Raw genomic sequence first — 25,436 nt, 5'->3', positions numbered from 1 at the left:
GCAGGCGGAGAATGGTGGAACAGGTGCCGGAGAATCAGCGAATTGTGTACGGCGAGACCGAGCTTCGGTGCTCGTTGATGTCGAGTTCCTTGCCCAGAGGCGGGAAGGCGCGCTGCGGGCAGTTCATTCGTTCGCACACGCGACAGCCGGCGCCGATGGGAGTGGTCGTGCCGCCGCCCAGGTCGAGGCCCTCTGCATACACGACACGGGAAGCGTGCCGCAGTTCGCAGCCGAGGCCGATCGCAAACGTCTTACCGGGCTGGCCGTACCGCGATGCGCGACGCTCCACGGTGCGGGCCACCCACAGGTAGTTGCGACCGTCCGGCATCTGCGCGATCTGCGTCATGATCTTGCCGGGGTACGCGAATGTTTCGTACACGTTCCACAGCGGGCAGGTCCCGCCGCTCGATGAGAAGTGGAACCCGGTGGCGGACTGTCGCTTCGACATGTTTCCCGCCCGATCCACCCGGACGAACGACCACGGCACTCCGCGCTGCTTGGGGCGCTGCAGCGTCGAGAGCCGGTGGCAGATGGTCTCGTAGCTGATCGCGTAGAACGCTGAGAGTCGTTCGATGTCGTAGCGGAAGTCCTCCGCGATCTCGTGGAATTGGCCGTAGGGCAGCACTGTCGCGGCCGCAAAGTAGTTCGCCAGACCCAGCATCGCGAGCGAGCGCGCCTCATCGGAGGTGAAGTTGCCCTCGTCGACGAGCTTGCGCAGTAGATCGGCGCACTCGAGGTAAGCGAGTTCGGTCGCGAACTTGAACACCTGCTGCCCGCCGGACAGGTGCGGTGAAATCTCCAGGACCCGTGTCTCCGGGTCGTACCGGTGCAGCACGTTCTCGCCGAGGTCGATACGCCGTACGATCTGGACGTCGTGCACGTTCTCGAGGCGTCGGGCGATGCCCTCGGCGATGTCGCCGCGATGGAAGCGCATTCGCGCGGTGAGCTCCTCGGCCGCGGTATCCAGGTCGTGAATGTAGTTTTGACGCTGGTAGAAGTAGTCGCGGACTTCCTCGTGCGGCATCGTGATCGAGCCGCTCCCGCTGCCGTCGCTGAAACGGTCCTCGGTGGCGGCGGCAAGTTGCGCGGTGGTGTTGCGGTAGCGCCGGTGCATGTTCACCATCGCCTTCGCCAGACCCGGATGTGAGGACACCATCTCCGCGATCTCCTGTGCATCCGCGTCGATGCCCATGTCGTTGTCGAGCGCGACCTCGCGTAGTTCCGCGATCAACCGGGTGTCGTCCTGAGACGAGAAGAATGTGGTGTCGACCCCGAATACCTCGCTGATCCGCAGCAGCACCGGCACCGTCAGCGGGCGCACGTCGTGCTCGATCTGGTTGAGGTAGCTGGCGGAGATGTCCAGCGTCTTCGCGAGTGCGGCCTGACTGAGGCCGCGTTCGGTACGGAGCTGTCGTAGACGTGCGCCGACGAAGGTCTTGGACATGAACTCAGAGTACGAGGGGATTGCTAAGCGTGCAAAGGGTTGGATTAGCACGGGCGGATGAGGGGCTCCGGGTCGAGTGGATTGCGCGTATGCCCCCGCCGCAGGAAGCTGAACCCATGAACGGGGTGGAGGCAGTGCTGTTGGGCGTCGGTATCGCTGTTGTGACATGGCTGCCGTTCGCCGGCCTGACATCTTTGGGTGCGCGCCGCCGCGGTCAGGTGAGGACGCTGGCGGTGCTCAGTGGCGCGTTGTTCCCTGTCACCTGGGTGGTGTGGTACTTGCGCGACGAGCGTCGTGCCGAACCCGACAATGTCACGTGTGCAGACCGGTCATGACGTTTGTCGACAAGTCTTGACATCTCGGTCCCGGTGGAAAAGGCTGGGCAACAACCAGCACGCATTTTCGTAAAACATTGTTTGCGAGGCGGTTTGAGGCGGTCGGCGAGGGCCTGCACGTCTCGGACGCAATGATGCCGACGCCCAACAGGCCGACGGGCGTCTCCGGCTCACGCCAGCCCCCTGAACAGGGCGTGGGCTTTCCCCCGTTCAGGCGGTTCGGGTCCAGGGATCGCGAGGACTCCGGCTCGGTCAGTTCCGTCAGAGGTCACGATGATCTTTACCTCGAAGCGCCGCTCGCGGAGCGCGCGCCGGCAGTCGAGGGCGTTCACACCGCCCGTTGCGGAGGGCTGTGTGGCACCTGTGGCACCCGTGGTGGCGGCTGAACCAGAGGAGGCTTTCGGTGCCTCCGTCACCGCCCGATGGCTCGTCCTCACGACCGATGTCAATCCATCGTTCGCCCGGGCGGTGCTGCCCGAGGGCCTCGGTATTCCTGAGCAACCGCAGATCGCGGTGTGGATCGTCGAACCGCTGTCCTCCGGTTCGGCCGAGGTCGGTGACCCGTTCGACCGTCTGTTCGCAGGCCTGTCGTGTAGCTGCCTGCGGCCCGGGGATCTGCAGGCGAGTGCGTTCACATCGGACATCCTGGTGGGCTCGCCCACCACGGATCGCGGCGGCCGGGACGCCTTCGGCTTGCCGGCCATCCCGCACACGGGGCTCGCGCTCGTCAACGGGGTCGGCGGTATGGGACTCGCAATCTCCCCGGTCAGTGGCGACGGCCGCGGACTCGTGGGCACCGTCGCGCTCGACGGCTGCGGATCGCAGCAGACGCGGCTGACACCCGATTGGCTGGCCCGGCAGAGCTGGCGCGAACGACCGATGCGCCGACAGGGGACGACGGCCCGCGCAGCCGCGTCCGGCACAGCCGCTGACGGGTTGGTCCACACGCGATGGAAGCTCACTCGCCTGTCGCCGATCGTCGAGGGCTCGGCGGTTCTCGAATGCGCCGAGTTCGGTTCGCGCGGCTATGACATCTCGGCCACGGTGACATCGCTCGACGCTCGCTACGGCTTCGCACGCGTGACAATCCTCGGCAGGGACTAGCCGGCAGGGCTGGTCGGTAGGGGTCCGTCCCTACCTGCCGTGATTGCAGTCACAGTTTCCGTGCGGCCCTGGCTTCTCTCCGACTGTGGTCGTCTTTTCGACGTGGCCGAGTTCGGGTCCGATCGGCGCATCAGGTTTCCCGGTCAATGCCGAGGTAGATGCCTACTTGCGGGTAACTTTCATGCCTACTGGACGGTAAGCCAAGCGACCGTCTGGCCGCTAGGAACATTTGCAAGCTTTGCTGATTGGATTGAAAACCTAGCGAAGATTGGCATTAGCAACAGGTAGACGACCGTTTTCGTCTGTGCCATTGTCGGTTTGTACATCCGAACGGCCTGGCAACGATGTGAAGCAGTACATCCGTACCGGGCGACGCAGCAGAGAAGAAGTGGAGCTTTCGATGTCGACCACCGGAACCCCGAAGACCGCAGAGCAGATCCAGCAGGATTGGGACACCAATCCGCGCTGGAAGGGAATCACGCGCAGCTACACGGCCGAGCAGGTCACCAAGCTCCAGGGCACCGTCGTCGAGGAGCACACCCTCGCTCGCCGCGGCTCGGAGATCCTCTGGGACCTGGTGAACAACGAGGACTACATCAACTCGCTCGGCGCCCTCACCGGCAACATGGCGGTCCAGCAGGTCCGTGCCGGGCTCAAGGCCATCTACCTGTCCGGTTGGCAGGTCGCCGGTGATGCGAACCTCTCCGGCCACACCTACCCGGACCAGAGCCTCTACCCGGCCAACTCGGTTCCGGCCGTCGTGCGCCGCATCAACAACGCCCTCCTGCGCGCCGACGAGATCGCCAAGACCGAGGGTGACACCTCGGTTTCCAACTGGCTCGCTCCGATCGTCGCCGACGCCGAGGCAGGCTTCGGTGGCGCGCTCAACGCTTACGAGCTGCAGAAGGCCATGATCGCCGCCGGCGCCGCCGGCGTGCACTGGGAGGACCAGCTCGCGTCGGAGAAGAAGTGCGGCCACCTCGGTGGCAAGGTGCTCATCCCCACGCAGCAGCACATCCGCACCCTCACCTCCGCGCGTCTGGCTGCTGACGTCGCCGACGTCCCGTCGGTCATCATCGCCCGCACCGACGCCGAGGCCGCGACCCTCATCACGTCCGATGTCGACGAGCGCGACCGCGAGTTCCTCGACGGCACCCGCACCGCTGAGGGCTTCTTCGGCGTCAAGAACGGCATCGAGCCCTGCATCGCTCGCGCCAAGGCCTACGCCCCCTACGCCGACCTCATCTGGATGGAGACCGGCGTGCCGGACCTCGAGGTCGCGAAGAAGTTCGCCGAGGCCGTCCGCAGCGAGTTCCCGGACCAGCTGTTGGCCTACAACTGCTCCCCGTCCTTCAACTGGAAGGCGCACCTGGACGACGCGACCATCGCGAAGTTCCAGAAGGAGCTCGGCGCGATGGGCTTCAAGTTCCAGTTCATCACCCTGGCCGGCTTCCACTCGCTCAACTACGGCATGTTCGACCTGGCCTACGGCTACGCCCGCGAGGGCATGACGGCCTTCGTCGACCTGCAGGAGCGCGAGTTCAAGGCTGCTGCGGAGCGCGGCTTCACCGCCATCAAGCACCAGCGTGAGGTCGGCGCCGGCTACTTCGACACCATCGCCACCACTGTCGACCCCAACACCTCGACGGCTGCTCTCAAGGGCTCCACCGAAGAGGGCCAGTTCCACTAGGCCTTTCGACCTCCCGGGGAGGGATCGGCGGGGTGTCCTCCACGCCTGATCCCGCCCCGGGGTCCGACCTCCACTTTCCGAAAAGGAGCTGACGTGACCAGCGAAAAGATTCAGCGCGTCGGCGTGATCGGCGCCGGCATCATGGGTTCCGGAATCGCCGAGGTGTGCGCTCGTGCACACGTCGACGTGCTGGTGTTCGAGCAGACCCGCGAGCTCGCGGCAGCCGGACGCTCCCGCATCCTGCGTTCGCTCGACCGCGGCGTGAGTAGCGGCAAGATCACCGAACGTGAGCGGGAGCAGGCTGCCTGGCGGCTGCGCTTCACGTCCGATCTCGGCGACTTCGCAGACCGGCAGCTCGTTGTGGAGGCCGTTCTCGAGGACGAGAAGGTCAAGAGCGAGATCTTCACCGAACTCGACTCTATTGTCACGGATCCGGACGCGGTGCTCGCATCGAACACGTCCTCGATCCCGATCATGAAGCTGGGCATCTCGACGAAGGCGCCTGAGCGCGTTATCGGCATGCACTTCTTCAATCCGGTTCCCGTCCTACCGCTCGTCGAGCTGGTCACCACGCTCAAGACCAGCCCCGCGGTGTCGGAGCGGGCGGAAGCCTTCGCGAGTGAGGTGCTCGGCAAGCAGGTCGTGCGCTCGGCGGACCGTTCAGGTTTCGTCGTCAACGCGCTCCTGGTGCCGTACCTGCTCTCCGCAATTCGGATGGTGGAATCCGGTTTCGCCACCAAGGAAGACGTCGACAAGGCGATGGTGCTCGGATGTGCGCACCCGATGGGTCCGCTCGCGCTGACCGATCTGGTGGGACTTGACACCGTCAAGTCGATCGCCGACTCGATGTACGAGGAGTTCAAGGAGCCGCTGTACTCGGCACCGCCACTGCTGCTGCGGATGGTCGAGGCAGGGCTCGTCGGCAAGAAGTCGGGCGCCGGCTTCTACGAGTACGCCGACAACGGCCGTGTCACCAAGAAGGCAAGTTAGAGCGCACTTTACGGCAACACCAGCCAGCTCCTCGGCGCCCGTGCGCCTTCTCCGCAGCCTCGGCAGTGGGAAAGGCGCACGGGCGCAAGGTGCTTGAAGGGAAAGGTCGACCCGCATGTCCGCCGCAAACACCGCCGGGTACGGATCCAGCATCCTGGGATACCCGCGTATCGGTCCCCGTCGTGAACTCAAGCGCGCCCTCGAGGCGTACTGGCACGGCACGGGATCCCGGGCCGAACTCGTCTCCGTCGCAAAGGAACTGCAGGAGGAAACGTGGAGTGAACTGGCTGCCACCGGGCTGAGTCAGGTGCCGGGCAACACGTTCTCGTACTACGACCACGTCCTTGACAACGCGTTGATGTTCGGCGCGATCCCCGAGCGGTTCACCCCGCTGCAAGGCGAGCTGGACCCGCTCGACTTCTACTTCACCATGGCTCGCGGCCGCCCGGACTTCCCGCCGCTCGAGCTCGTGCGTTTCTTCGGCACCAACTATCACTACCGTCAGCCCGAACTCGATGAGCGCACCACGTTCTCATTGCATTCGGAGACCCTGCTCGACGAGTTCGAGCGCGCCAAGGCCCGCGGTATCGAGCTGCGCCCCGTGGTTCTCGGACCGGTCTCACTGTTGCTGCTGTCGAAGGTCGCGCCCGGGTCCACGCAGGAGGGGTTCTCCACACTGGATCTGCTCGATCAGCTGCTGCCGCAGTACGAGGCCCTGTTCGAGCAGCTCGCCAAGGCCGGCGCCACCTGCGTTCAGCTCGACGAGCCGTGCTTCACCGAGGACCGCACCCCCGCGGAACTGGCAGCGCTCGGTCGCACATACGACAAGCTCGCACACGCCCCGCTGCGTCCGCGCATCCTCGTGACCGGCCCGTACGGCCGGCTCGGCGAGGCGCTCGCGGTGCTCGCCGCCACGCCGGTCGAGGCACTCGGCCTGGACCTCGTCAACGGCCGGATCACCGCCGAAGAACTCGCGAAGATCCCCGGCATCAAGCGCAAGCGCCTGTATGCCGGCGTCGTCGACGGTCGCAACGTGTGGCGCGTCGACCGCTTCAACACCCTTACCTACCTGAACCAGATCAAGGATGTCGTTCCGGACCTGGTGGTCTCGACATCGTGCTCACTGCTGCACGTGCCCTACGACGTGCTCATGGAGTACGACCTGCCCGGTGATGTCGCCGACCGCCTCGCCTTCGCGAAGCAGAAGGTCGGTGAGGTGGTCTCGCTCGCGAAGGCGCTCACCGAGGGTCCGTCGGACCGCTGGCGCAAGAAGCCGACGTCGGTGCACTTCAAGCAGAAGCACGACGTCCGTTCGCGTGTCAACGCCATCAAGCCCGAACACCGCGTCCGCGCGCCGTACGAGGAGCGCCGCGTCGCGCAGCAGGCCCGGCTGAACCTGCCGCCAGTGCCGGCCACGACGCTGGGCTCGTTCCCGCAGACCGACGCGATCCGTCAGGCCCGGTACGACCTGGGCCAGGGCCGTCTCGACTGGGACGAGTACTACAAGCGCATCCAGGACGAGATCGCCCGCACGATCGCGTTGCAGGAGGACATCGGCCTGGACGTGTTCGTGCACGGCGAGCATGAGCGCAACGACATGATCCAGTACTTCGCCGAGCTGCTCGACGGTTACGCGTTCACCCACAACGGCTGGGTGCAGGCGTACGGATCGCGATGCACCCGTCCGCCGGTGTTGTACGGCGACGTCCGGCGACCGAAACCGATGACGGTGGAGTGGATCTCGTTTGCACAGTCGCTGACCGACAAGCCGGTCAAGGGCATGCTCACCGGGCCGGTCACGATGCTGGCTCGCTCGTTCGTGCGGCAGGACCAGCCGCTGCACGAGACTGCAGACCAGCTGGCGCTCGCCATTCGTGACGAGATTGCCGACCTCGAGGCCGCCGGCATCGCGATCATCCAGGTCGACGAGCCGGCGATCCGGGAACTGTTGCCGCTCCGGGAAACCGGGCGCAAGGAGTATCTGGACTGGGCAGTGGATGCGTTCCGTCTCGCTACCGGGGGCGCCAAGCCCGAGACGCAGATTCACACGCATCTGACCTACTCGGGACAGCGCTCGGTGGTCGACGCCATCGAACGACTCGACGCCGATGTCACCGCGATCGTCGCGACGCGCTCCATCACCTGGGTGCTCGACGCGATAAAGGAGAAGGCGCTCACCCACGGCGTCGGACCCGGTGTGTACGAGAGCCGTTCGGCACGGATTCCGGACATCGACGAGCTCGATGCGCTGCTCACCGAGGCCGCCGAATCGGTGGATCTCGACCGGCTGTGGGCAAACCCCGACGGCGGACTCAAGACCCGCCACTATTGGCAGCTGGAGCCGTCGCTGCGCAACCTGGTTGCGGCGGCTCGGCGATTGCGACGGCGTGCCACGCAGGGGTAGGCACGCCGTTCGGCGCGCGCCGGGACCGGATCGTCTGCGGGTCCGGCCCCGGCGCGCTGTGTCTGTTCGGCCAACCAGCACCGAGGTGCGATACCGCTTCGTGATCGACGCGGCCACCTTCTGATATCTGCGGCACCTGCCGTCCCTCCTCGATGTGGCGTAGCGTCGTGTCACAGACCTCGACGCCCGATCTCGAGGAGGGATTGTCAGATGACTCTGAACGACTTCGCTGGATGGGCCGGTTACGGACTCGCCTTACTGGGCATCGCGACCCTGGGGCTGTTCCTCGTGGCCGCCGGCAGTGGATTCGGGGGGTGGGCCTTGATCGCGGGATTGGCGAGCCTTGTGTTGCTGGCCGGTTCCGCCGGAATCTTCGGCGGCGTCACCCATCACGACCACAAGGTTCATCACAGCACCCCACACATGCTCTGATCAGGGCACATGCTCTGATCAGGAACGGGCCAACCGTTCTTTCTCGACCTCGATGTCGAACTCGGCCGGGGGCCATTCCAGGTCGAGTCGAGCGAGCGCATCTATGAGTAGCTCGGTGACGGCAATCCGGCTGTACCACTTGCGATCACACGGAACCACATACCACGGCGCGTAGTCTGTGGACGTCCGGTCGAGCATCGCCTGGTAGGCCTCCTGGTACTGCGGCCACAGCGCCCGCTCGGTGACGTCGCCCGGGTTGTACTTCCAGTGCTTGTCCGGCCGCTCGAGCCGTTCCGCGAGCCGGGCCTTCTGTGTATCCAGCGAGACGAACATGGCAACCTTCACCAATGTGGTTCCGGCGTAGGTGAGTTCGCGTTCGAACTGGTTGATTTCCTCGTACCGGCCGCTCCACACGTCCTCCGGCACCAGGTTGTGCACCCGGACCACGAGCACGTCCTCGTAGTGCGACCGGTCGAAGACTCCCAGTTGTCCGCCTCGCGGTAACGCCTTGTTGATCCGCCACAGGTAGTGGTGCCGCTTCTCGTCGCGTGTGGGCACTCCGAATGCGGCGTGGTCGACGCCCTGCGGGTCCACATGGCCGATCACGTGCCGGACCATCCCACCCTTGCCTGCGGTATCCATGCCCTGCAGGATCAGCAGCACTGACCGCTTGTCTCCCGAGCGCCCGTTCGCGTACAGCTTCTCCTGCAACGCCGAGAGAACTGCTCCGCGTTCCTCGAGTAGCCGTTCGCCGTCCGCCTTGTTGCCGGTGAAACCCGGCGTCGCTTTGGTGTCGATCTTCGCGACCTTGGTGCCGGGTCCCGCGCGCAGCGCCAGGGCCGCCGGGGTGGTCCACAGTTCCTTCTGATCGCGCGCCGTCATGGTCAGACTGTGCCATAGCGAGACGGGCCTTTGCCGAGGTTCGGCGGTCGGCGTGTTCCGTTCACCGACTGGGGCGCCACTTCTCCTCCGCCACACCGAGTTCGGTGGCAGCGGGGTCACCGTACGTCCATTCGCGGCTGATGCGGTGCCAGTTGGCGCACGCATCGAGTTGGCCCAGAACGCCGAAGGTCAGGAATTCGGCGCGTCGGGAGAACAAGTGCTCGGGCGGCAGGGTCTGACTCTTCATGCCCGAGAACTCGGCCGCCCGGGGATCGATCGCGAGGAGGAACCCGGCGTTCGCCATCTCCGGCGTGATGGCGATCTCCTCGTCGACCAGATTCCATTCGGCGGCGGCGAACACATATTCGAGGCACTCGTCAGGTGTCACCTCGGCAGCACGGGAGATGACGCCGCGGCGAACCATCAGCGCGTACAGGTCGTCCGCGCGGCCCTCCGTCGCGGCGCGCAGGCAGCGCTTCTCGAACTCGACGTGTTCGGCGTCCATGCTGTTGAACAACCCGAAATCCACGAACCCGACCCTGCCGTCGGTGCCGAGCAGCACGTTGCCGGGGTGCGGGTCCCCGCAGAATTCGTGGTATCGGTAGAGGGAGCCGATGTAGAACCGGAACAGGATCTCGCCGATCCGATTTCGCTCGTGCTGAGGCAGTGAACGGATCTGACTGAAGCTTGTGCCCTCGAAGAACTCGCTCACCAGCACCCGTCGGGTGCTCAACTCGGGGAGACTGTCCGGCACGGCGATGAACGGGTGGTCGGCGTACGTCGCCGCAATCCGGTGCTGAGTCTGCGCCTCGCGCTCGTAGTCGAGTTCGCCCTCGAAGTTCAGCTGCAGCTCTTCCAGCAGCGGCGGCATCGAGAACGACGGTACTGACGACCTCCAGATCTTGAGGAACATCGTCAGGTTCTTCAGATCGGCGCGGATCGCAGCGTCGATGCCGGGATACTGCACCTTCACCGCGACCTCGCGGCCGTCGTGCAGCCGTGCCCGGTACACCTGGCCGATCGATGCGGCCGCCACCGCCTCGGAATCGAACTCGGCGAACACCTCGCTCAAGGGCCGCCCGTAGTCGGCCTCGATCACCGCGCTCATCGTCTCGAACGAGGTTGTCGGCGCCTGGTCTCGCAGCGCGGCGAGCTTGCGCTGGAACTCATCCCGATGGTTCTCGGGTACCAGGTCGAGGTCCAGGATGGAGAGCATCTGGCCCAGCTTCATCGCGACCCCCTTCATGCCCCCGAGGACCGTGACGAGCTGGTCCGCGGCGGCGATCGCGGACTGTTCGGAGAGCCGTGCGCGCACCTCCTCCGAGCGCCCGACCATCGACAGGCGGGTACCCGCGTTTCGGATCGCGCGACCGGCTGCGACCTGGCCGAGCCTCGATCCGCGGAGGAGCCGGGACGTGGGGACCTTGTCGGCCAACGAAGACCTCCGGAAGGGGAGAAGAGGCGGCGAATTGCGGCGGGTGGGGAAGCCGAGGGCACATGCCACAGGTCACCCTAGAGCAGGCGGTCGGCGTCCTCCATCACGGGAAAGGGCGGGTGCGACAGGCCCTCGGCAAGGCACAACACCGGATCGGTCAGGCGTCCTCGGCCGCAGACTTCTCGAGCAGCGGATGCGGCGCCGCTTTGAAACGCGCCGGCGATCCGTTGGTCGCCGCGATCCCCGAGATTCCGCCCCACGTCATCATCACGAGGTAGTCGATGAGGTCCTCGGTCGACATCGACTTGTTCGAGATCCACCAGTGCGTCGCGAGCTGGACCGCGCCGACGATCCCGTACGCCCACGGCACGGATCCGCCCGAGTCCATGTCCATACCCCGCAGCCGTTCGCCGAGCACGGTGGCGAGCAGGTCGGCGATCATCCGCTCCGATTCGGCGACCACATCGCGATTGGGCCCGGAGCTGTTGGCCATGACGTACAGGTACACCTCGGGGTCCGCAGACACCGTCTCCACGTAGGCGGAGATGGCGACCCGGGTGAGCTCGAACTCGTCGAGGTCCTCGGCGATCGCCTCGTACATGCGTGGCGCGAGGATCGTCTCGACGTACCGAATCATGGTCGCGCTGGTGAGGTCGTTCTTGTCGGTGAAGTAGCGGTAGAGGACCGTCTTCGAGACACCGATCTCGGACGCGATGTCGTCCATGCCGATGTCCCGGCCGCGCGTGCGGATGGCCGAGATCGTGCCGTCGACGAGTTCCTCGCGGCGGGCGATCTTGTGCTCGCGCCAGCGCCGTTTGCGACCGTCCGGCTTCTCGCTTCTGACGGTTGTCTCGGATTCGGTTGTCTGCTGCGCATCTGCGGTTTGCTTCGGCACTTGGTTTCGCCACATCCGTTCGGTTTGATCCAGAAGGCCAGTTTAGTGGGCATCCTCACGGGGCGTGACGGCTGTCTCGGGCCCATGATCACGGATTTCGGCACAATGTCGGTTGTGCAGCCACTGCAGTCCGCCCAGCCTCCCCGTCGGTCCGAGGACAGATCCCCGCCGACGCCGACGACCGCCTCGCCGTTCGTCGGCATGTTCGACGACACCGCCAAGAAGCGTGACTTGCGGAGAATGAAGGCGGTCGCGACCGGCTTCCTCGTCTTCGCCACCGTCGTCTACCTGTTCTGCCGCTGGCAGGAGGCCCGCGGCGCCGGCGCCTGGGTCGGTTATGTGCGTGCGGCGTCGGAGGCGGGCATGGTCGGCGCGCTGGCCGACTGGTTCGCGGTGACCGCGCTGTTCCGTCATCCGCTGGGGTTGAAGATCCCGCACACCGCGATCATCAAACGCAAGAAGGATCAGCTGGGCGAGAGCCTGAGTCACTTCGTCGGCGACAACTTCCTGGCACCCGAGGTGGTGTCGGCGAAGGTCGAGGCCGCGCAGATCCCGCTGCGCTTGGGCACCTGGATGGCCGAGCCCGTGCACGCCCATCGGGTCGCCGCCGAGACCGCGACACTGCTGCGAGGGGTCGTCGAGGTGCTCCGGGACGAGGATGTCACCGCGATCATCGACAACACCATCGTGCGCCGTATCGCCGAACCCGACTGGGGCCCGCCGATCGGCAAGGTGCTCGCCGAACTGCTGCGTGAGAACCGGCAGATGCCGCTGCTGGATCTGCTGGCCGAGCGCGCACATCAGTGGGCGCTGAACAGTCAGGAGACGATCGACCGGATCATCAGCCGCGATTCGCCCTCGTGGTCGCCGAAGTTCGTCGACGCCATGCTCGGCGACAAGATCCACCGCGAGCTCGTCGAGTTCACGTGGAAGGTGCGCTCCAATCCGGAGCACGAGGTGCGGCTCGCCGCCAACCGCTTCCTGATCGACTTCGCCGACGACCTGCAGAACGACCCCGCCACGATCGCCAAGGCCGAGTCGATCAAGGCCGAGATCATGGGCCGCGAGGAGATCACCGGCCTCGCTGCCGCGACATGGCGGGTGGCCAAACGGCTGATCATGGAGTCGGTCGACGATCCGGACAGCACGCTGCGCCGCAAGGTCGCCGAGAACGTAGCCGGTCTCGGCGAGCGGCTGCGTGACGACGCGGACCTGCGGGCCAAGGTCGACGGCTGGCTTCTCTCGGGTACTCGCTACATCGCGGAGAACTACACCGACGAGATCACCGCGGTCATCACCGAGACCGTAGAGCGCTGGGACGCCGAGGAGGCGAGCCGCAAGATCGAGCTTCAGGTGGGCCGGGATCTGCAGTTCATCCGCATCAACGGCACCGTCGTCGGATCCCTCGCGGGCCTGCTCATCTACACCGTCTCGCAGCTTCTCTTCGCCTGATCAGAGGCGGTTTCTTCGACTCGGGATTCCGGGTGCTAACAAAGTGCTTGCAATTGTTAGCGCCCTGTTCTACCGTGGGAATTGCGAACAGAACAGGGAGTACTGATGGTCGATGAGCCCGACGACATGAGCGGTGCTGCACGAGCGGTGAGCAATGCCGCTCAGGACATCGGCGGCTTCATCCGCTCGCAACGGGAGGCGGCGCAGGTGTCACTGCGTCAGCTCGCCCAGCTCGCGGGCGTCAGCAATCCCTACCTGAGCCAGATCGAACGCGGGCTGCGCAAGCCGTCCGCCGATGTCCTCGCTCAGATCGCGAAGGGCCTGCGGGTCTCCTCGGAGGTCCTGTACATGCAGGCGGGGTTCCTCGAGCAACGCCCGCACGGTCCAGTCCGGGACGCGCTGCTGGCCGACGGTGCCATCACCGAACGGCAGAAGCAGGTGCTTCTCGAGATCTACGAGTCGTTCCGTCGCGAGAACGACCCGAAACAGTCCGAATCCGCCGCCGATCAGGCCGACCCCTCGGACGAACCAGAGCACGAGATCGCAGATCCACTCGACAGGAGATCCGAGAATGACTGATCCGAAGATCATCGAAAACGTGAAGACCCCGTTCTATGCTGCCGTCGGTACCGGTGACCTGGTGGTCCAGGCCGTCGCCGACGTCGTGGCGCAGATGCGTTCGCGCGCCGAGGACACCAACACCGATGTGTCCGGCCGCATCGAGGAGGCGCGCGAGCGCTGGGCCAACCTGCCCGCCGAGGTGTCCGAGGGCGTCGAGCAGCTGCGCGAGCGTCTCGCGGCGCTGCCGTCCGAGCTGCCCGAGGAGCTTGCCGAGCTGCGTGAGCGCTTCACCGCGGACGAGCTCCGTAAGGTGGCCGAGGCCTATCTCAAGGTGGCTTCCGACCTCTATGTCGCGCTCGCGGAGCGTGGCGAGGAAGCCGTCGACCGTATCCGTAAGCAGCCGGCCGTCGAGGAGCAGATCGAGCGCGCCGAGGCGGTGTTCGGTGACGCCGTCGAGCTCACCGAGGAAGCCCTCGGCACCGTGGCGCGTCAGACGCGTGAACTCGGCGAGCAGGCCGCCAAGCTCGCGGGCCGTGCTGCCGGACGCATCAGCGACGTCGCCGACGAGGCCGCGGTGGTGCTGTCCGAGACCGGCGACTCCGTTGCGAACCGCGTCGTCGGAGCTGGTGCGCGTGCGGAGTCCACCTCCGCCGCCGCTGCCGAGCGCGTCGAGGCCGCGGCCGAGGCCGCGGCGCCGAAGCCCGCCGAGAAGCCGGCTCCCGCCGCGAAGCCGGCCGCCCATGCTCCCGCCAAGAAGGCCGCACCGGCCAAGGCGCCCGCTGCCAAGGCGACCCCGGCTGCTGCCGCGAAGAAGGCTCCGGCCGCCAAGAAGGCTCCGGCCAAGAAGACCACCCACTGATTCGGTGACCATCGCGCGAGGATCCCCACGCTCCCGACTGCGTGGGGATCTTCGCGTCGGCGCCCTCGATTCGTAGGATGGTTACGTGTTCAACGTTCAAGGGATCACTGGTCTGATCATGTTCGCGCTGCAGCTGCTGGCACTTGCCGCGGCAGCCTTCGCGATCTTCCATGCGGTGCGCCAGCGAAAGGATGCCTTCACGGCCGTCGACAAGCTGACCAAGCCGATCTGGCTCGGCATTCTCGTCGCTGCCCTGTTCGTAGTGTTCTTGTTCGGTCCGGTGCACCTGCTTGGACTGATCGCCGTGGTCGCGATCTGTGTGTACCTCGTCGACGTGCGTCCGCGTGTGGACGATGTCCAGCGCGGACCGCGCTGGTAGCTCCTGGCTGATCGGCCGGGGCCATGAACGAGTACCGCAGCCAGCGGAGCAAAGGGGCGGAAGAGTGACCGCACGGAACCGGCACAAGGCGCTGTGGCTCCTGATCGGCGCCGCAGGGTTGGGCGCAGTGGCAGGCGGCGCCGTCGTCGCATTGCGGGCGCGAAGGGTTGCCGCAACAGCAGGTTCCGAGGCCGAGGCGTCGCTGTTCGACACCCCAGACCTCGAGCCGGAGATCATCCCCGTCACCACTGCCGACGGCGCCGAACTGCACGTGCGGGCCTACGGTTCTCCCGATGCCGATCCGATCGTGCTCAGCCATGGCTGGACATGTTCGGCCGACTTCTGGAACCCGCAGGTCAACGCGCTCGCTGGGAAGTATCGGGTCATCACCTACGACCAGCGCGGTCACGGGCGCAGTGGTATCGGTAATGCCCCGCTCAGCCCCGACGTACTGGCCGACGACCTGGCCGCGGTTCTCGCTGCGACGGTCCGCGACGGCCGCAAGGCCGAGATCGTCGGCCACAGCATGGGCGGCATGAGCATCGTGGCGTGGGCCGGCCGCTACCCCGAACAGGTGCAGCAGTATGCGAGTTCAGTGCTGTTGGCGAGCACCGGCACCGACAGCCTGATCGCCGAGACCACGGTGATCCCGCTGCCGCAAGGCTTCCCGCGTGTGCCGGTTCCGGTGGGTCGGGCCGTGCTGGGTTCGGTCATGCCGATGCCCACCTCCCCGCTCACCGCCCGCGCTATCAAGTACGTCGCGATGGCCCCGGGGGCGACCCCTGCCGAGGTCGAGTTCTGCGAACGCATCGTCTCGGAGTGCCATCCGCGTACCCGCGGCGGTTGGGGCGCCGCCATCAGCACCCTGGACATCAAGGACGGCCTGAAGAACCTGGACGTGCCGACCACCGTGATGGTGGGTACCGCCGACCGGCTCACCCCGCCGTCGCATGCCCGCCGGCTGGCGCAGGCGCTCGACGACGCCGAGCACCTCGAGCGTTTGATCGTGCTGAAGGGTGTCGGTCACATGACTTCGGTCGAGGCGATCGACGAGTTCAACGCCGAGGTCGAGCGCCTGCGCGGTCTGGCGTAGCGGTCAGCTTTCAGCTGAAGACGACGGTCTTGCGGCCGTGCACCTGAACGCGGTCCTCCAGGTGCCACCGCAGTCCGCGCGCGAGCACCAGCTTCTCGATGTCGCGGCCCTGGCGCACCATGTCGGCCACCTCATCGGTGTGGTCGACGCGGATGACGTCCTGCTCGATGATCGGGCCCGCGTCCAGCTCGGCCGTGACGTAGTGGCAGGTGGCGCCGATCAGCTTCACGCCGCGCGTGAAAGCCTGGTGGTACGGGCGGGCGCCCACGAACGACGGCAGGAAGCTGTGGTGGATGTTGATCGCACGTCCGGCCCAGTGGTCGCACAGCTCGGCGGGGAGCACCTGCATGAAGCGGGCCAGCACCACCGCATGCGGGTCGTGTGCGTCGACGAGCTTGCGTACCTGCTCGAACGCGGGGCCACGCTCGGCTGGGTCCTTCGGGAACGATACGTAGTGGAAGTCGACGCCATGTCGCTCCGTGACCCGCTCGAGGTCCGGGTGGTTACCGATCACGGCGGCGATCTCGCACGGTAGCTCGCCGGCGGCGACCCGGCCGAGGAGATCGTGCAGGCAGTGGCCCTCCTTGCTGACCAGCAGCACGACGCGCTTGCGCTCGCCGGTGTCGGTGAGCGTCCACTCGGTCTCGGGGCCGAGTTCCTCGGCGACGGCCGCGAACTTCTCGCGCATCTCCTCGAGGCTCAGGCTGATCGACGACGCCCGGACCGCCTGCCGGGTGAAGAACCAGCCGGTGTCGGCGTCGGCGTGGTACGCGGCCTCGACGATCCAGCCGCCGATCTCGGCGAGGAACGCAGAGATGCGGGCCACGATGCCGGTGCGGTCGGGGCAACCCAGAGACAGGACGTAACGACGGTCGTCGGTCGAAGCAGCTGAACTCATGCGCCCAGTCTCTCAGGTCACGGAAACGCGATGACCTTTGCCGTACCGACCAGCGTCGTGGCGTCCACGGTGTGCAGGCCGCGGTCGGTGATCAGCCCCACGAAGTCCCCTCGAACCCGCTCGACGACCTCCGCGGACAGCCCTGTCAGGGTCGCACGCAGCCCGCTGCCCAGCACGAAGTTCCAGCAGAACTCCTCGGTGGCGGGGATCAGGTTCGACAGGGTGCGTACCTCCACCGCCTCGGTACCCGCGTCGGCGAGCCACGCGCCGAGCTTGTCCGGGGCGTCCAGCCGCTGTGCGGGTGTCATCTCGGTGGCGCGGTCGGGAAGTGGCTGCGGAAGGTGCGGCTCGAGTGCGTCGAGGAACGTTGTCGCGTACTCCCGCAGCGCGGTGTCGCGCCATGCCGTGACGCCGACGACGCCCCCGGGCCGTACCAGACGGCACAGCCGGGCGAATGCCTGATCCATCTCGGGCAGGAAGAACACCGCGTACGAACTGAGCAGGGCGTCGTAGCCGGCCTCCGGGACGGTGCTCGGTGGCTCCCATGTGGTGGCGTCGGCGCACACGAACTCGATGTTCAACAGCGCCCGGTCCGACGCCTTCACCCGGCCGCGTTCGAGCATCTCGTCGGACAGGTCGATCGCGTGGACCAGCCCGTTCGGTCCGACAGCCGCTGCCGCAGGCAGCGCCGACGAGCCCGTGCCACTGCCGACGTCGAGCACGGCGTCACCCGGCCGCAGGCCCGCCTGGAACGCGAGGGCCTGCCCTGTGGGATTCCACACGTCGGCGGCGACCCGGTCGAAGTCCGCGGCGGCTGCGTCGAATGTGGCGGCGATCCCCTGGGCGTCATCGGAGCTCATACGCCCCGATGCTAGCGAGCTGTGCCAAGCTTCGAGGCATGTCGGACGCCGTCGAGACCACCCTGAACCGAACCCGTGTCGCCGCGATGGTCGATCACACCCTGCTCAAACCGGAGACATCGGATGCCGACGTGCGTGCTCTCGTCGCCGAGGCTCGTGAACTGGGCGTCCTCGCGGTGTGCGTGTCGCCGTCGATGCTGCCGCTGCGATCGGTCGAGATGGGGGACCTGGTACTCGCAACGGTCGTGGGATTCCCCTCGGGCAAGCATCATTCGCTCGTCAAGGGTGCCGAGGCGCGCCTTGCGGTCGACCAGGGTGCCGCGGAGGTCGACATGGTGATCGACATCGGCGCCGCCGTCGTCGGCGAGTACAACGCGGTGCTCGCCGACATCCTCACCGTCCGGGAAGCCATCGGGGCGGGACCCGTGCTCAAGGTGATCATCGAATCGGCCGCCCTCACCGACGACGCGATCGTAGAGACCTGCCGGGTCGCGGAACTCGCCGGCGCGAACTTCGTCAAGACATCCACCGGATTCCATCCAGCGGGCGGCGCGAGCGTCGATGCGGTGCGGTTGATGGCGCAGACCGTCGGCGGCCGCCTCGGTGTCAAGGCCAGCGGTGGCATCCGGACCGCCGAGGCGGCGCTGGCGATGATCCATGCCGGCGCCACCCGGCTCGGACTGTCCGGCACCCGCGCCGTGCTGGACGGGCTGCCGGACCAGTCCTGAGTGAACCCGGCCGGATCATTCGGCCTTCGGGACCGCCTCCTCGGTGAGGTAATCGCCGAGGTCGGCTGTCCGGGTCATGTTCCAGTAGTCGATGATTCGCCACGGCAGGACGGCGACGACGCGACCGTCCTCGTTCCGGTACCAGTTGTTCATGCCCGGATGCGTCCACACCATCTTCGAGTGCGCATCGTCGACGGACTCGACGTAGCGCTCGCACACATCGCTGCGGCATTCGACGGCACCGAGGTCACCGTCGGCCATCTGCGTGATGACATCCATGATGTATCGGATCTGGCATTCCAGCATCGTGATGAAGCTGCCGCCGTGACCGAGGGCGGTGTTCGGTCCGGTCATGATGAACAGGTTCGGGAAGTCGGGCACCGTGATACCGAGGTATGCGCGCGCGTCGTGCTCGCCCCACACCTCCCGGGTGGTCCGCCCGGAGCGGCCGACGACATCCATCGGGTACAGCAACCGGTCGGTGTGGAATCCGGTGGCCAGAATGATGACGTCGAATCGGTGCTGCCGGCCGGTGTCGTCCGTCAACCCGTCCTCGGTGATCTGGGTGACCGCGTGGGTGACGAGATCGACATTGTCCTTCTGCAACATCGCGTACCAGCCGTTGTCGAGCAGCATGCGCTTACCGAAGGGCGGGTAGTCGGGGAGGCACTTCGCGATCAGGTCGGGTCGACCGTCGAGCTGTGATGTCAGATAACGTGTGTAGAACTCGCGGTGACCGTGGTTCGTGCGATTGATCGACAGCTCCGGTTCCGTCCACTCAGGGTCCACCTGCAGCGTGGGGTGGACCTTGTCGTTGAAGATCCAGGACAGGCGTGCGCGGTACCAGGAGTAGTAGAGCGGCACGTTGTCGATCAGCCAGTGGATGTCGTTGCCGACGGGTTCGAAGTAGACGTCGTTGGGGGCGATCCACTGCGGTGACCGTTGGAAGACTGTCAGCGATGCGACGTTGTCGGCGATGGCCGGTCCGATCTGCATGGCGCTGGCGCCGGCCCCGACGAGTGCGACCCGTTTGCCGGCCAGGTCGATGTCGTCGGGCCACTGCGCGGAGTGGAAAAGCGTTCCGGAGAACCGGTCCAGGCCGGGCAGCGGGGGGATCTTGGGTCGGTTCAGCAGTCCGACTGCGCTGATCAGGATGTTGGCCGTGAACACCGATTCCTCGCCGTCGGTGCCGGTGGCGCGCACCGTCCAGAGCTGGTGGGCGCTGTCGTAGGTGGCGGAGGTGACCTCTGTCCCGAACCGGATGCGTTGGTCGATGTCGAAGGCGCGGGCGAAGTCTTCGAGGTACTCCTGGACCTCGTCACGTTTGCCGAAGTGGGTGGACCAGTCGCGCTGGAAGAACGAGTAGGAGTACAGGTAGCTGGGGGTGTCCACGCCGGCCCCGGGATAGGTGTTCTCCCACCACGATCCGCCCACTTGGGTGTTCTTCTCGAGAACCAGGTGCTCGACACCGGCCTCGGCGAGTCGGTGCGATGCGAGCATCCCCGCGGCACCGGCCCCGATCACCAGCGCGTTCAGATGCATGCCTGACGCGGGTGCGGGTCGAGCCGGTTCGTCGGCTGTGAAGCCCATGATCTCGCCCATCATGGGACCGAACTCGTGCGGAACCGGCTCGCCCATCACGAAGTCCATCAACGACATCAACTCTTCGCCCTCGAGGAGTGCGTGCGCGGGCGCGCGCCCGGCGGCCCAGTCCGTGACGGCTTCGACGAAACCGGCGCGGATCTCGTCCTGGACCTCGGGGCTCAGTCCGCCGCTCTGGTTGTCGTCCATACCGCGGCTGCGGGTGGGCCGGTACCGCTCGTCGAGCCACCGCCGATCACCGGTGAGCTGGTAGGTCACCGCGAGCAGGGTCGGGACATTGCCGCCGCGAACGGCGGTCGTCAAGCGGGCAGTGTCGAGAGCGGGAGCGGCGCTGGCTCTGATCATGGCGGGTACCACTTCCTCGAGAAACTAACGTTCGTTAGTAAAGGGTATACAAGCCCGAAAGAAGATTCGTCAATACCTTGACTTACCGTAGGGCTGTAGACATGATGTGCTTCATATCACGCTAACTGCTGTAAGTTAAATGAAGGTCCGATCCGAAGTCACCGGCCCAGCAGCCGTCCCGAGAAGGAGTCACCGATGGAACTCGTCGAGGCCATGCGCACCACCGGTACCTGCCGGTATTACTCCGATGAGCCCGTGCCGGACGAGGTGCTGCACCGGGCCTTCGATGCCGCCCGATTCGGTCCCCAGGGTGGCAACCGGCAGCCGGTTCGCTGGATCGTGGTTCGTGATCCGGAGGTCCGCCGGCAACTCGCCGCGCTCTACCTCCCGCACTGGGAGGGCTACTATCAGGCAGTTCTCGACGGCGTTCGCTCGGTCGGTGCCGTGCCGAAGACGGTGGAGAGCGCCAACGACTTCGCGCACCACCTCGCCGAGGTTCCCGTGCTGATCGTGGTGTGTGCCGACCTCGAGGGACTGCACCCCACCGACGCCGAGTTGGACCGGCTCAGCGTCGTCGGTGGTGCTTCGATCTATCCCACCGTCCAGAACCTGTGCCTGGCCCTGCGCGATCAGGGCGTGGGCAGCGCCGTGACGACCCTGCTGTGCCACGACGAGATCAAGGTCAAGGAATTACTCGGGATCCCGGACGGCTTCATCACCGCCGCGCACGTCGCCGTCGGCTACCCGGCCAAGGGATTCCCGACGAAGCTGAGCCGCAGCCCCGTCGAGGACAGCGTGTCCCTCGACAACTTCGACACCCCCCTGTTCGGATGACCACCACCCTGGAAGGCGTCATGCACCCGCAGTCCTCCATCCACACCAGTCCTCTCGGCCGCGCGACCCTCGGCGACCAGCTCCGCAGGCATGCGCGCACGATCGGGGACAAGCCGGCGTTCATCAGCTACTCGGCCGATGGAACCCGCGACGTGTGTACCTACCGAGACCTCGACGAGCGAGCAGCTAGGTTCGCACACGCCCTGCTCGATCGTGGGGTGCGCCGAGGCGACCGGATCGCCGTGATGGCGCGGAACGGTATCGAGACGGTCATCGCCTACTACGGGGCGCTCAAGGTGGGCGCAGCGTTCTCCGGTATCAACGTGCTGTTCGGCGCCCGTGAGGTGGGCGACCAGCTCGCGCATCTGGAACCCGCCGTCGTGGTGGCCGGCGCCGAATTCACCGCAGTGGTCGACGCGACGCGCTCCCGCTGGTTGTCCTCCTCCTACCTGGTGATCGGCGGCGAATCGAGCGAGGACTGGATATCGTTCGAGGCCGCGCTCGCCGATTCCGGTAGCACGGAGCCCGACTGCGACGTGGACGAACACGATCTGGCGATGATCGTCTACACGAGCGGCACCGAGGCGGCCCCGAAGGGCGTGATGATCACGCACCGCAACTACCTGATCTCGACCGCACCGGCGTGGAGTTGGGGCCTGCGCACCCAGCCCGACGACGTCTGGCTGTACGTCATGCCGTTCCACACGATCGCCGGAATCGGTTCCATGACCACCCTGACGATGATGGGCGCGACCCTGGTGCTGCCTGCCTCGACGGAGGCGGGTCGGTCGTTGGAGATGATCCGGGACGAGGGCATCACCGTCATCGCCCAGACTCCGACTTTCTACATCAGCCTGTCGAACCATCCGCTCTTCGCCGCGGAGACGGTCGGCACCGTGCAGCGGTGTATGACCTACGGCGGGCAGGTGTCGCCGCACGCGATCGCGGCGTGGTCGGCGGCGGCACCGTCGGTCGTGTGGGGGACGTACTGGGGGCAGTCGGAGCTCTCGCAGCTCGGCGCCGTCGGCTGGTTCCGCACGCTCGAGGACATTCCGGACCAGGATCCCACGTGGATCGGTAAGCCCGTGTCGCACCTGGAGATCCGGGTCGTCGACGCCGAGGGGAACGATGCCGAATCGGGTGAGCTGATCTGTCGTTCACCGTCGGTGATGTCCGGCTATTTCAAGGATCCGGAACGCACTGCAGCAACGCTGCGCGACGGCTGGGTGCACACCGGCGACATCGTCCGGCAGGACGAGGCAGGCAACCTGTTCTTCCTGGACCGGAGCAAGGACATGATCAAGACCGGCGGTCTCAACGTGTCCTCGCAGGAGGTAGAGCGGGCGCTGCAGAGCCACCCCGACGTGGTGCGGGCTGCGGTGGTGGGTCTGCCGGACGAGTACTGGTCCGAGGTTGTCACCGGATTCGTCATGGTGAAGCCTGATTCCTCGACGAGTGAGGAGGAGTTGCGAGTGTATTGCCGAGATCAGCTCGCCAACTACAAGGTGCCCAAGGCGATCAACATAGTCGAGGAGCTTCCCGTGGACCCCCAGGGCAAGCTGCTCAAGCGGGAACTCCGCCGAGTGCACGGCGGTGTGCGGTCATGAACGACGACGCCGTCGCCTCGATCGAGGAGGCGAAGTCCGTCCGCGCCGCAACGGGCGGCCGGCGCAGCGAAATCCTGTCCGCCGCCGCGCGGTGCTTCGCCGAACAGGGCTATCACACCGTCGGTATGCGGGAGATCGCGACCGCCGTCGGAATCAAGGGCGCGAGCCTGTACAACCACTTCTCTTCCAAAGAAGAGATCATGTACGCGATCGCACTCGGGATGACCCGGGACCTGGTGGACCAGCACATGCCGTTGCTGGATGCAGCGGGCACGCCGACCCAGCGGCTCACCGGATTGATCAGGGCGCACATCTGCACCCTGACCGAGAAGCGGGTGGAACACCTGGTCAGTCTGCGTGAGCTCACCGCGTTGACGCCGGAGCATCTGGCCGTCGTCACCGACATCCGGAAGTACTACCAGCGCCGGATCCGCGATGTGATCGCTGCGGGCGTGCGTTCGGGTGAGTTCGCGGTCGGCAATCCCGGCCTCGCGGCGATCGCCTTGCTGGACATGATGAATGGCATCAGCTGGTGGCTTCGGGCCGATCAGGACATGGACGACCTGATCGAGAACTACGTGGGGTTCGCGCTGGACGGGATCTTGCAGTCTCGGCGGCGCGGTGACGGGGTGCAGGTCTGATGGCGGGTCCATTGACGGGCCTGCGGGTGGTCGAGATGGCCGGCATCGGTCCGGTTCCGCATGCGGCGATGATGCTCGCAGACATGGGCGCGCACGTGGTCCGAGTGCAACGGCGCAGTGCCACGACGCCGGACGACGGTGTCCGGGATGCGGACCGCGCGATGCAGCGCGGGAAGCGGATCGTTCTGGCCGATCTGAAGGACGTCGATGACCTGGCCCAGGTGCGCCGGCTCGTCGAGGTGGCGGACGTCCTGCTCGAGGGCTTCCGGCCGTCGGTCATGGAGCGGCTGGGGCTGGGTCCGGAGGAGTTCGCTGACACCAATCCCGGCCTGGTGTACGGACGGATGACCGGCTGGGGCCAGCAGGGTCCGTGGGCGGCAAGGGCCGGTCACGACATCAACTACCTGGCGCTGACCGGGTTGCTCGAGACCATGGGCCCGCACGACGGCGTCCCGGTCCCGCCGTTGAGCCTGGTCGGGGACTTCGGCGGTGGGTCGATGCTGTTGGTGCAGGGCGTGCTGGCCGCGCTGTGGGAGCGTGATCGCACCGGTCTGGGGCAGGTGATCGACGCGGCGATGGTCGATGGCGCCGGCCTCCTCGCACAGTTGCAGTGGTCCTGGCGGGCCGCGGGCCGGTGGTCCGATCGGCGGGGAACCAACATGCTCGACGGATCGGCGCCGTTCTACGGGACCTACCGCTGTGCCGACGACCGGTTCGTTGCTGTCGGCGCCCTGGAAGACCAGTTCTACGCGGCCCTCGTGGCCGGGCTGCAACTGTCGCCGGAGGACCTGCCGGATCGTTGGGACCGCGGCCGGTGGGCGGAGTTGCGAACCGTCTTCGCGGGCCGATTCGCTACCCGGACCCGGGACGAGTGGGCGGAGATGTTCGACGGCGTCGATGCCTGCGTGACGCCGGTCCTCGCGTTCGGCGAGGCCCCGGAACATCCGCACAACACCGCGAGAACATCCTTCGTGACCGTAGACGGTATCGAGCAGCCGGCACCCGCCCCGCGGTTCTCCCGCGGCGCGGGCTCAGCTCCCGGACCGGCTGTGTACGACGAGATCGACGCAGTCGTCGGCCAGTGGTGCGAGCCGGATGCGTGCGGCCGCGGCATCGGCTAGAGGATGCTGCAGCCGCTCTGCACGCTCGGGTCCTGCGGCGGCATCGTGTACTGACCGCCGTCGAGGGTCAGGTTCACGGCGTTGTCGGAGACGGTCACCGATGTCGGGGCCATCCCCAGCGGGTACTGCTGCAGGCTGTCGGTGAGGGATTGCACGATCCCGTCCACGAGCGCGGTCGGTAGGCCGAGCCCCAGGATCGCGGCGCCCACCGTCTCGACGACCACCTCGCCGTTCTGCACCGTCGGGCGCACCGTCAGATCGGCCAGTCCCGCCGGCCCGACGGCGAACGTCAGTGTCCCCGCAGCCGGGTCGGTGGTCACCGTGCTGATGAGGTTGCCCAGCGGCTGAGATTGAACGGTCGCAAGGATGCCGGCGGTCGCCCACGTGATATCGGCGGACGAGCTGCCTATTGTGCCGCTGCTCTCGGGAGAGTCGGTGATACGGATGTCATTGGCGCGGGCGTGAACCTCCATGCCCTGCGCGGGACCGAACGACGAGCCGGAGCTGTCGATCTTCACGTACGGAACGTTCTTGTCTGTCATCTGCAGCAGGACCGGCTTCCAGCTCAGGCTCACGTTCACATCGGAGCCGAGCTGGCTCTGGAACTGTGACTCCATGCAGCTGGTCGCGCGCTGCCGCAGGAACAGCTCGCCGCCGATGAGCCCGACGATGAGCACAGCGACCACGATGAGCGAGATCGTGACCGCCCTGCGCCGCTTGGTCTTCGGAGGCGTGGGCATCTGGGGTGCGTTCACTGGTGCCGACATGACAGGGATTCTTCCCGAAGACTCTGAACGGTTTCTGTGAATGAGGACTCGGTATGGACACCCATGATCATCAAAACT

The 25,436-nt window shown here is 66.3% G+C and carries 24 protein-coding genes; 16 read left to right on the top strand and 8 right to left on the bottom strand.

The features are described from left to right. Nucleotides 1-34: 34 nt before the first annotated feature. Nucleotides 35-1,444, bottom strand: coding sequence for an acetate metabolism transcriptional regulator RamB (gene ramB, locus ERC79_RS07260; protein WP_131576965.1), 1,410 nt, complete (start codon nt 1,442-1,444; stop codon nt 35-37). 116 nt (nt 1,445-1,560) lie between these two features. Between ramB and ERC79_RS07255 the strand changes: the two genes are divergently transcribed. From ERC79_RS07255 to ERC79_RS07230, 6 genes are all read left to right on the top strand, one after another. Further along, nucleotides 1,561-1,779, top strand: coding sequence for a hypothetical protein (locus tag ERC79_RS07255; protein WP_131576963.1), 219 nt, complete (start codon nt 1,561-1,563; stop codon nt 1,777-1,779). Between the two features lie 354 nt (nt 1,780-2,133). After that, nucleotides 2,134-2,883: a hypothetical protein gene (locus ERC79_RS07250; protein ID WP_131576961.1), complete on the top strand. Its 750-nt coding sequence runs from the start codon at nt 2,134-2,136 to the stop codon at nt 2,881-2,883. 400 nt (nt 2,884-3,283) lie between these two features. Next, complete coding sequence (aceA, locus tag ERC79_RS07245; RefSeq protein WP_131576959.1) at nt 3,284-4,573, top strand: isocitrate lyase; 1,290 nt, start codon at nt 3,284-3,286, stop codon at nt 4,571-4,573. Nucleotides 4,574-4,666: 93 nt separating this feature from the next. Continuing rightward, complete coding sequence (locus tag ERC79_RS07240) at nt 4,667-5,563, top strand: 3-hydroxybutyryl-CoA dehydrogenase (protein ID WP_131576957.1); 897 nt, start codon at nt 4,667-4,669, stop codon at nt 5,561-5,563. Between the two features lie 115 nt (nt 5,564-5,678). Further along, nucleotides 5,679-7,967, top strand: coding sequence for a 5-methyltetrahydropteroyltriglutamate--homocysteine S-methyltransferase (metE, locus tag ERC79_RS07235; protein ID WP_131576955.1), 2,289 nt, complete (start codon nt 5,679-5,681; stop codon nt 7,965-7,967). Nucleotides 7,968-8,177: 210 nt separating this feature from the next. Then, the gene (locus ERC79_RS07230) at nt 8,178-8,399 is read left to right on the top strand and encodes a hypothetical protein (protein ID WP_131576953.1); all 222 of its coding nucleotides are present in this window, start codon (nt 8,178-8,180) and stop codon (nt 8,397-8,399) included. Between the two features lie 18 nt (nt 8,400-8,417). Here the strand turns inward: ERC79_RS07230 and ERC79_RS07225 are convergent, their stop codons facing one another. From ERC79_RS07225 to ERC79_RS07215, 3 genes are all read right to left on the bottom strand, one after another. Beyond that, entirely contained in the window at nt 8,418-9,281 is an 864-nt protein-coding gene (locus ERC79_RS07225) for a polyphosphate kinase 2 family protein (protein ID WP_131576951.1), read from the bottom strand. Nucleotides 9,282-9,342: 61 nt separating this feature from the next. Continuing rightward, nucleotides 9,343-10,716 carry an AarF/ABC1/UbiB kinase family protein gene (locus tag ERC79_RS07220; protein WP_131576949.1) on the bottom strand — a complete coding sequence of 458 codons (1,374 nt, stop codon included), beginning with the start codon at nt 10,714-10,716 and terminating at the stop codon, nt 9,343-9,345. Nucleotides 10,717-10,873: 157 nt separating this feature from the next. Next, nucleotides 10,874-11,626 carry a TetR/AcrR family transcriptional regulator gene (locus ERC79_RS07215; RefSeq protein WP_131576947.1) on the bottom strand — a complete coding sequence of 251 codons (753 nt, stop codon included), beginning with the start codon at nt 11,624-11,626 and terminating at the stop codon, nt 10,874-10,876. A 186-nt stretch (nt 11,627-11,812) separates the two neighbouring features. Between ERC79_RS07215 and ERC79_RS07210 the strand changes: the two genes are divergently transcribed. The 5 genes from ERC79_RS07210 (at nt 11,813) to ERC79_RS07190 (ending at nt 15,955) form a co-directional block, all read left to right on the top strand. After that, complete coding sequence (locus tag ERC79_RS07210; RefSeq protein ID WP_242676855.1) at nt 11,813-13,063, top strand: DUF445 domain-containing protein; 1,251 nt, start codon at nt 11,813-11,815, stop codon at nt 13,061-13,063. A 105-nt stretch (nt 13,064-13,168) separates the two neighbouring features. Continuing rightward, nucleotides 13,169-13,642, top strand: coding sequence for a helix-turn-helix transcriptional regulator (locus ERC79_RS07205; RefSeq protein WP_131576945.1), 474 nt, complete (start codon nt 13,169-13,171; stop codon nt 13,640-13,642). Beyond that, a complete protein-coding gene (locus ERC79_RS07200) occupies nt 13,635-14,483 on the top strand; it encodes a heparin-binding hemagglutinin (RefSeq protein ID WP_131576943.1) in 849 nt (282 codons plus the stop codon). Before ERC79_RS07205 ends, ERC79_RS07200 begins: the two co-directional genes overlap by 8 nt. Nucleotides 14,484-14,568: 85 nt before the next feature. Continuing rightward, entirely contained in the window at nt 14,569-14,862 is a 294-nt protein-coding gene (locus ERC79_RS07195; RefSeq protein WP_131576942.1) for a DUF2516 family protein, read from the top strand. Between the two features lie 64 nt (nt 14,863-14,926). Then, the gene (locus ERC79_RS07190) at nt 14,927-15,955 is read left to right on the top strand and encodes an alpha/beta hydrolase (protein WP_131576940.1); all 1,029 of its coding nucleotides are present in this window, start codon (nt 14,927-14,929) and stop codon (nt 15,953-15,955) included. A 10-nt stretch (nt 15,956-15,965) separates the two neighbouring features. Here the strand turns inward: ERC79_RS07190 and purU are convergent, their stop codons facing one another. Together purU and ERC79_RS07180 are read right to left on the bottom strand one after the other, a co-directional pair. Beyond that, on the bottom strand, nt 15,966-16,853 hold the full coding sequence (gene purU, locus ERC79_RS07185; RefSeq protein WP_131576939.1) for a formyltetrahydrofolate deformylase: 888 nt from the start codon (nt 16,851-16,853) through the stop codon (nt 15,966-15,968). Nucleotides 16,854-16,870: 17 nt separating this feature from the next. After that, nucleotides 16,871-17,713 carry a class I SAM-dependent methyltransferase gene (locus ERC79_RS07180; RefSeq protein WP_131576937.1) on the bottom strand — a complete coding sequence of 281 codons (843 nt, stop codon included), beginning with the start codon at nt 17,711-17,713 and terminating at the stop codon, nt 16,871-16,873. 38 nt (nt 17,714-17,751) lie between these two features. Here ERC79_RS07180 and deoC point away from each other — a divergent pair, with 38 nt between their 5' ends. Continuing rightward, nucleotides 17,752-18,441 carry a deoxyribose-phosphate aldolase gene (gene deoC / locus ERC79_RS07175; RefSeq protein ID WP_131576936.1) on the top strand — a complete coding sequence of 230 codons (690 nt, stop codon included), beginning with the start codon at nt 17,752-17,754 and terminating at the stop codon, nt 18,439-18,441. Nucleotides 18,442-18,456: 15 nt separating this feature from the next. On the opposite strand, the gene ERC79_RS07170 is transcribed toward deoC, so the two are convergent. Continuing rightward, nucleotides 18,457-20,388: an NAD(P)/FAD-dependent oxidoreductase gene (locus ERC79_RS07170; protein WP_131576934.1), complete on the bottom strand. Its 1,932-nt coding sequence runs from the start codon at nt 20,386-20,388 to the stop codon at nt 18,457-18,459. Between the two features lie 195 nt (nt 20,389-20,583). On the opposite strand from ERC79_RS07170, the gene ERC79_RS07165 reads away from it, so the two are divergent. From ERC79_RS07165 to ERC79_RS07150, 4 genes are read left to right on the top strand one after another with little or no spacing between them, the layout of a single operon-like run. Further along, nucleotides 20,584-21,222, top strand: a complete 639-nt coding sequence (locus ERC79_RS07165; RefSeq protein ID WP_131576933.1) for a nitroreductase family protein — start codon at nt 20,584-20,586, stop codon at nt 21,220-21,222. Then, nucleotides 21,219-22,829, top strand: a complete 1,611-nt coding sequence (locus ERC79_RS07160; RefSeq protein ID WP_131576931.1) for a class I adenylate-forming enzyme family protein — start codon at nt 21,219-21,221, stop codon at nt 22,827-22,829. Before ERC79_RS07165 ends, ERC79_RS07160 begins: the two co-directional genes overlap by 4 nt. After that, nucleotides 22,826-23,470, top strand: a complete 645-nt coding sequence (locus tag ERC79_RS07155; RefSeq protein WP_131576930.1) for a TetR/AcrR family transcriptional regulator — start codon at nt 22,826-22,828, stop codon at nt 23,468-23,470. The genes ERC79_RS07160 and ERC79_RS07155 overlap by 4 nt, the downstream gene beginning before the upstream one ends. Next, the gene (locus ERC79_RS07150; RefSeq protein WP_131576928.1) at nt 23,470-24,591 is read left to right on the top strand and encodes a CaiB/BaiF CoA-transferase family protein; all 1,122 of its coding nucleotides are present in this window, start codon (nt 23,470-23,472) and stop codon (nt 24,589-24,591) included. Before ERC79_RS07155 ends, ERC79_RS07150 begins: the two co-directional genes overlap by 1 nt. Here the strand turns inward: ERC79_RS07150 and ERC79_RS07145 are convergent. Beyond that, nucleotides 24,588-25,331 carry a DUF2993 domain-containing protein gene (locus ERC79_RS07145; protein WP_131580845.1) on the bottom strand — a complete coding sequence of 248 codons (744 nt, stop codon included), beginning with the start codon at nt 25,329-25,331 and terminating at the stop codon, nt 24,588-24,590. The genes ERC79_RS07150 and ERC79_RS07145 overlap by 4 nt on opposite strands. Nucleotides 25,332-25,436 lie beyond the last annotated feature (105 nt).

Origin of the sequence: Rhodococcus sp. ABRD24 (assembly GCF_004328705.1) — a bacterium.
Lineage (GTDB): Bacteria > Actinomycetota > Actinomycetes > Mycobacteriales > Mycobacteriaceae > Prescottella.
Note: the sequence above shows the minus strand (reverse complement) of the source record. Positions and strands in the feature narration are given on the sequence as shown.

Bases quoted from the DNA above. Each gene is read 5' to 3' on its own strand.
- ramB (WP_131576965.1), bottom strand. From the start codon at position 1,444: ATGTCCAAGACCTTCGTCGGCGCACGTCTACGACAGCTCCGTACCGAA.
- ERC79_RS07255 (WP_131576963.1), top strand. From the start codon at position 1,561: ATGAACGGGGTGGAGGCAGTGCTGTTGGGCGTCGGTATCGCTGTTGTG.
- aceA (WP_131576959.1), top strand. From the start codon at position 3,284: ATGTCGACCACCGGAACCCCGAAGACCGCAGAGCAGATCCAGCAGGAT.
- metE (WP_131576955.1), top strand. From the start codon at position 5,679: ATGTCCGCCGCAAACACCGCCGGGTACGGATCCAGCATCCTGGGATAC.
- ERC79_RS07230 (WP_131576953.1), top strand. From the start codon at position 8,178: ATGACTCTGAACGACTTCGCTGGATGGGCCGGTTACGGACTCGCCTTA.
- ERC79_RS07225 (WP_131576951.1), bottom strand. From the start codon at position 9,281: ATGACGGCGCGCGATCAGAAGGAACTGTGGACCACCCCGGCGGCCCTG.
- ERC79_RS07215 (WP_131576947.1), bottom strand. From the start codon at position 11,626: ATGTGGCGAAACCAAGTGCCGAAGCAAACCGCAGATGCGCAGCAGACA.
- ERC79_RS07210 (WP_242676855.1), top strand. From the start codon at position 11,813: ATGTTCGACGACACCGCCAAGAAGCGTGACTTGCGGAGAATGAAGGCG.
- ERC79_RS07205 (WP_131576945.1), top strand. From the start codon at position 13,169: ATGGTCGATGAGCCCGACGACATGAGCGGTGCTGCACGAGCGGTGAGC.
- ERC79_RS07200 (WP_131576943.1), top strand. From the start codon at position 13,635: ATGACTGATCCGAAGATCATCGAAAACGTGAAGACCCCGTTCTATGCT.
- purU (WP_131576939.1), bottom strand. From the start codon at position 16,853: ATGAGTTCAGCTGCTTCGACCGACGACCGTCGTTACGTCCTGTCTCTG.
- ERC79_RS07180 (WP_131576937.1), bottom strand. From the start codon at position 17,713: ATGAGCTCCGATGACGCCCAGGGGATCGCCGCCACATTCGACGCAGCC.
- deoC (WP_131576936.1), top strand. From the start codon at position 17,752: ATGTCGGACGCCGTCGAGACCACCCTGAACCGAACCCGTGTCGCCGCG.
- ERC79_RS07170 (WP_131576934.1), bottom strand. From the start codon at position 20,388: ATGATCAGAGCCAGCGCCGCTCCCGCTCTCGACACTGCCCGCTTGACG.
- ERC79_RS07165 (WP_131576933.1), top strand. From the start codon at position 20,584: ATGGAACTCGTCGAGGCCATGCGCACCACCGGTACCTGCCGGTATTAC.
- ERC79_RS07160 (WP_131576931.1), top strand. From the start codon at position 21,219: ATGACCACCACCCTGGAAGGCGTCATGCACCCGCAGTCCTCCATCCAC.
- ERC79_RS07155 (WP_131576930.1), top strand. From the start codon at position 22,826: ATGAACGACGACGCCGTCGCCTCGATCGAGGAGGCGAAGTCCGTCCGC.
- ERC79_RS07150 (WP_131576928.1), top strand. From the start codon at position 23,470: ATGGCGGGTCCATTGACGGGCCTGCGGGTGGTCGAGATGGCCGGCATC.
- ERC79_RS07145 (WP_131580845.1), bottom strand. From the start codon at position 25,331: ATGCCCACGCCTCCGAAGACCAAGCGGCGCAGGGCGGTCACGATCTCG.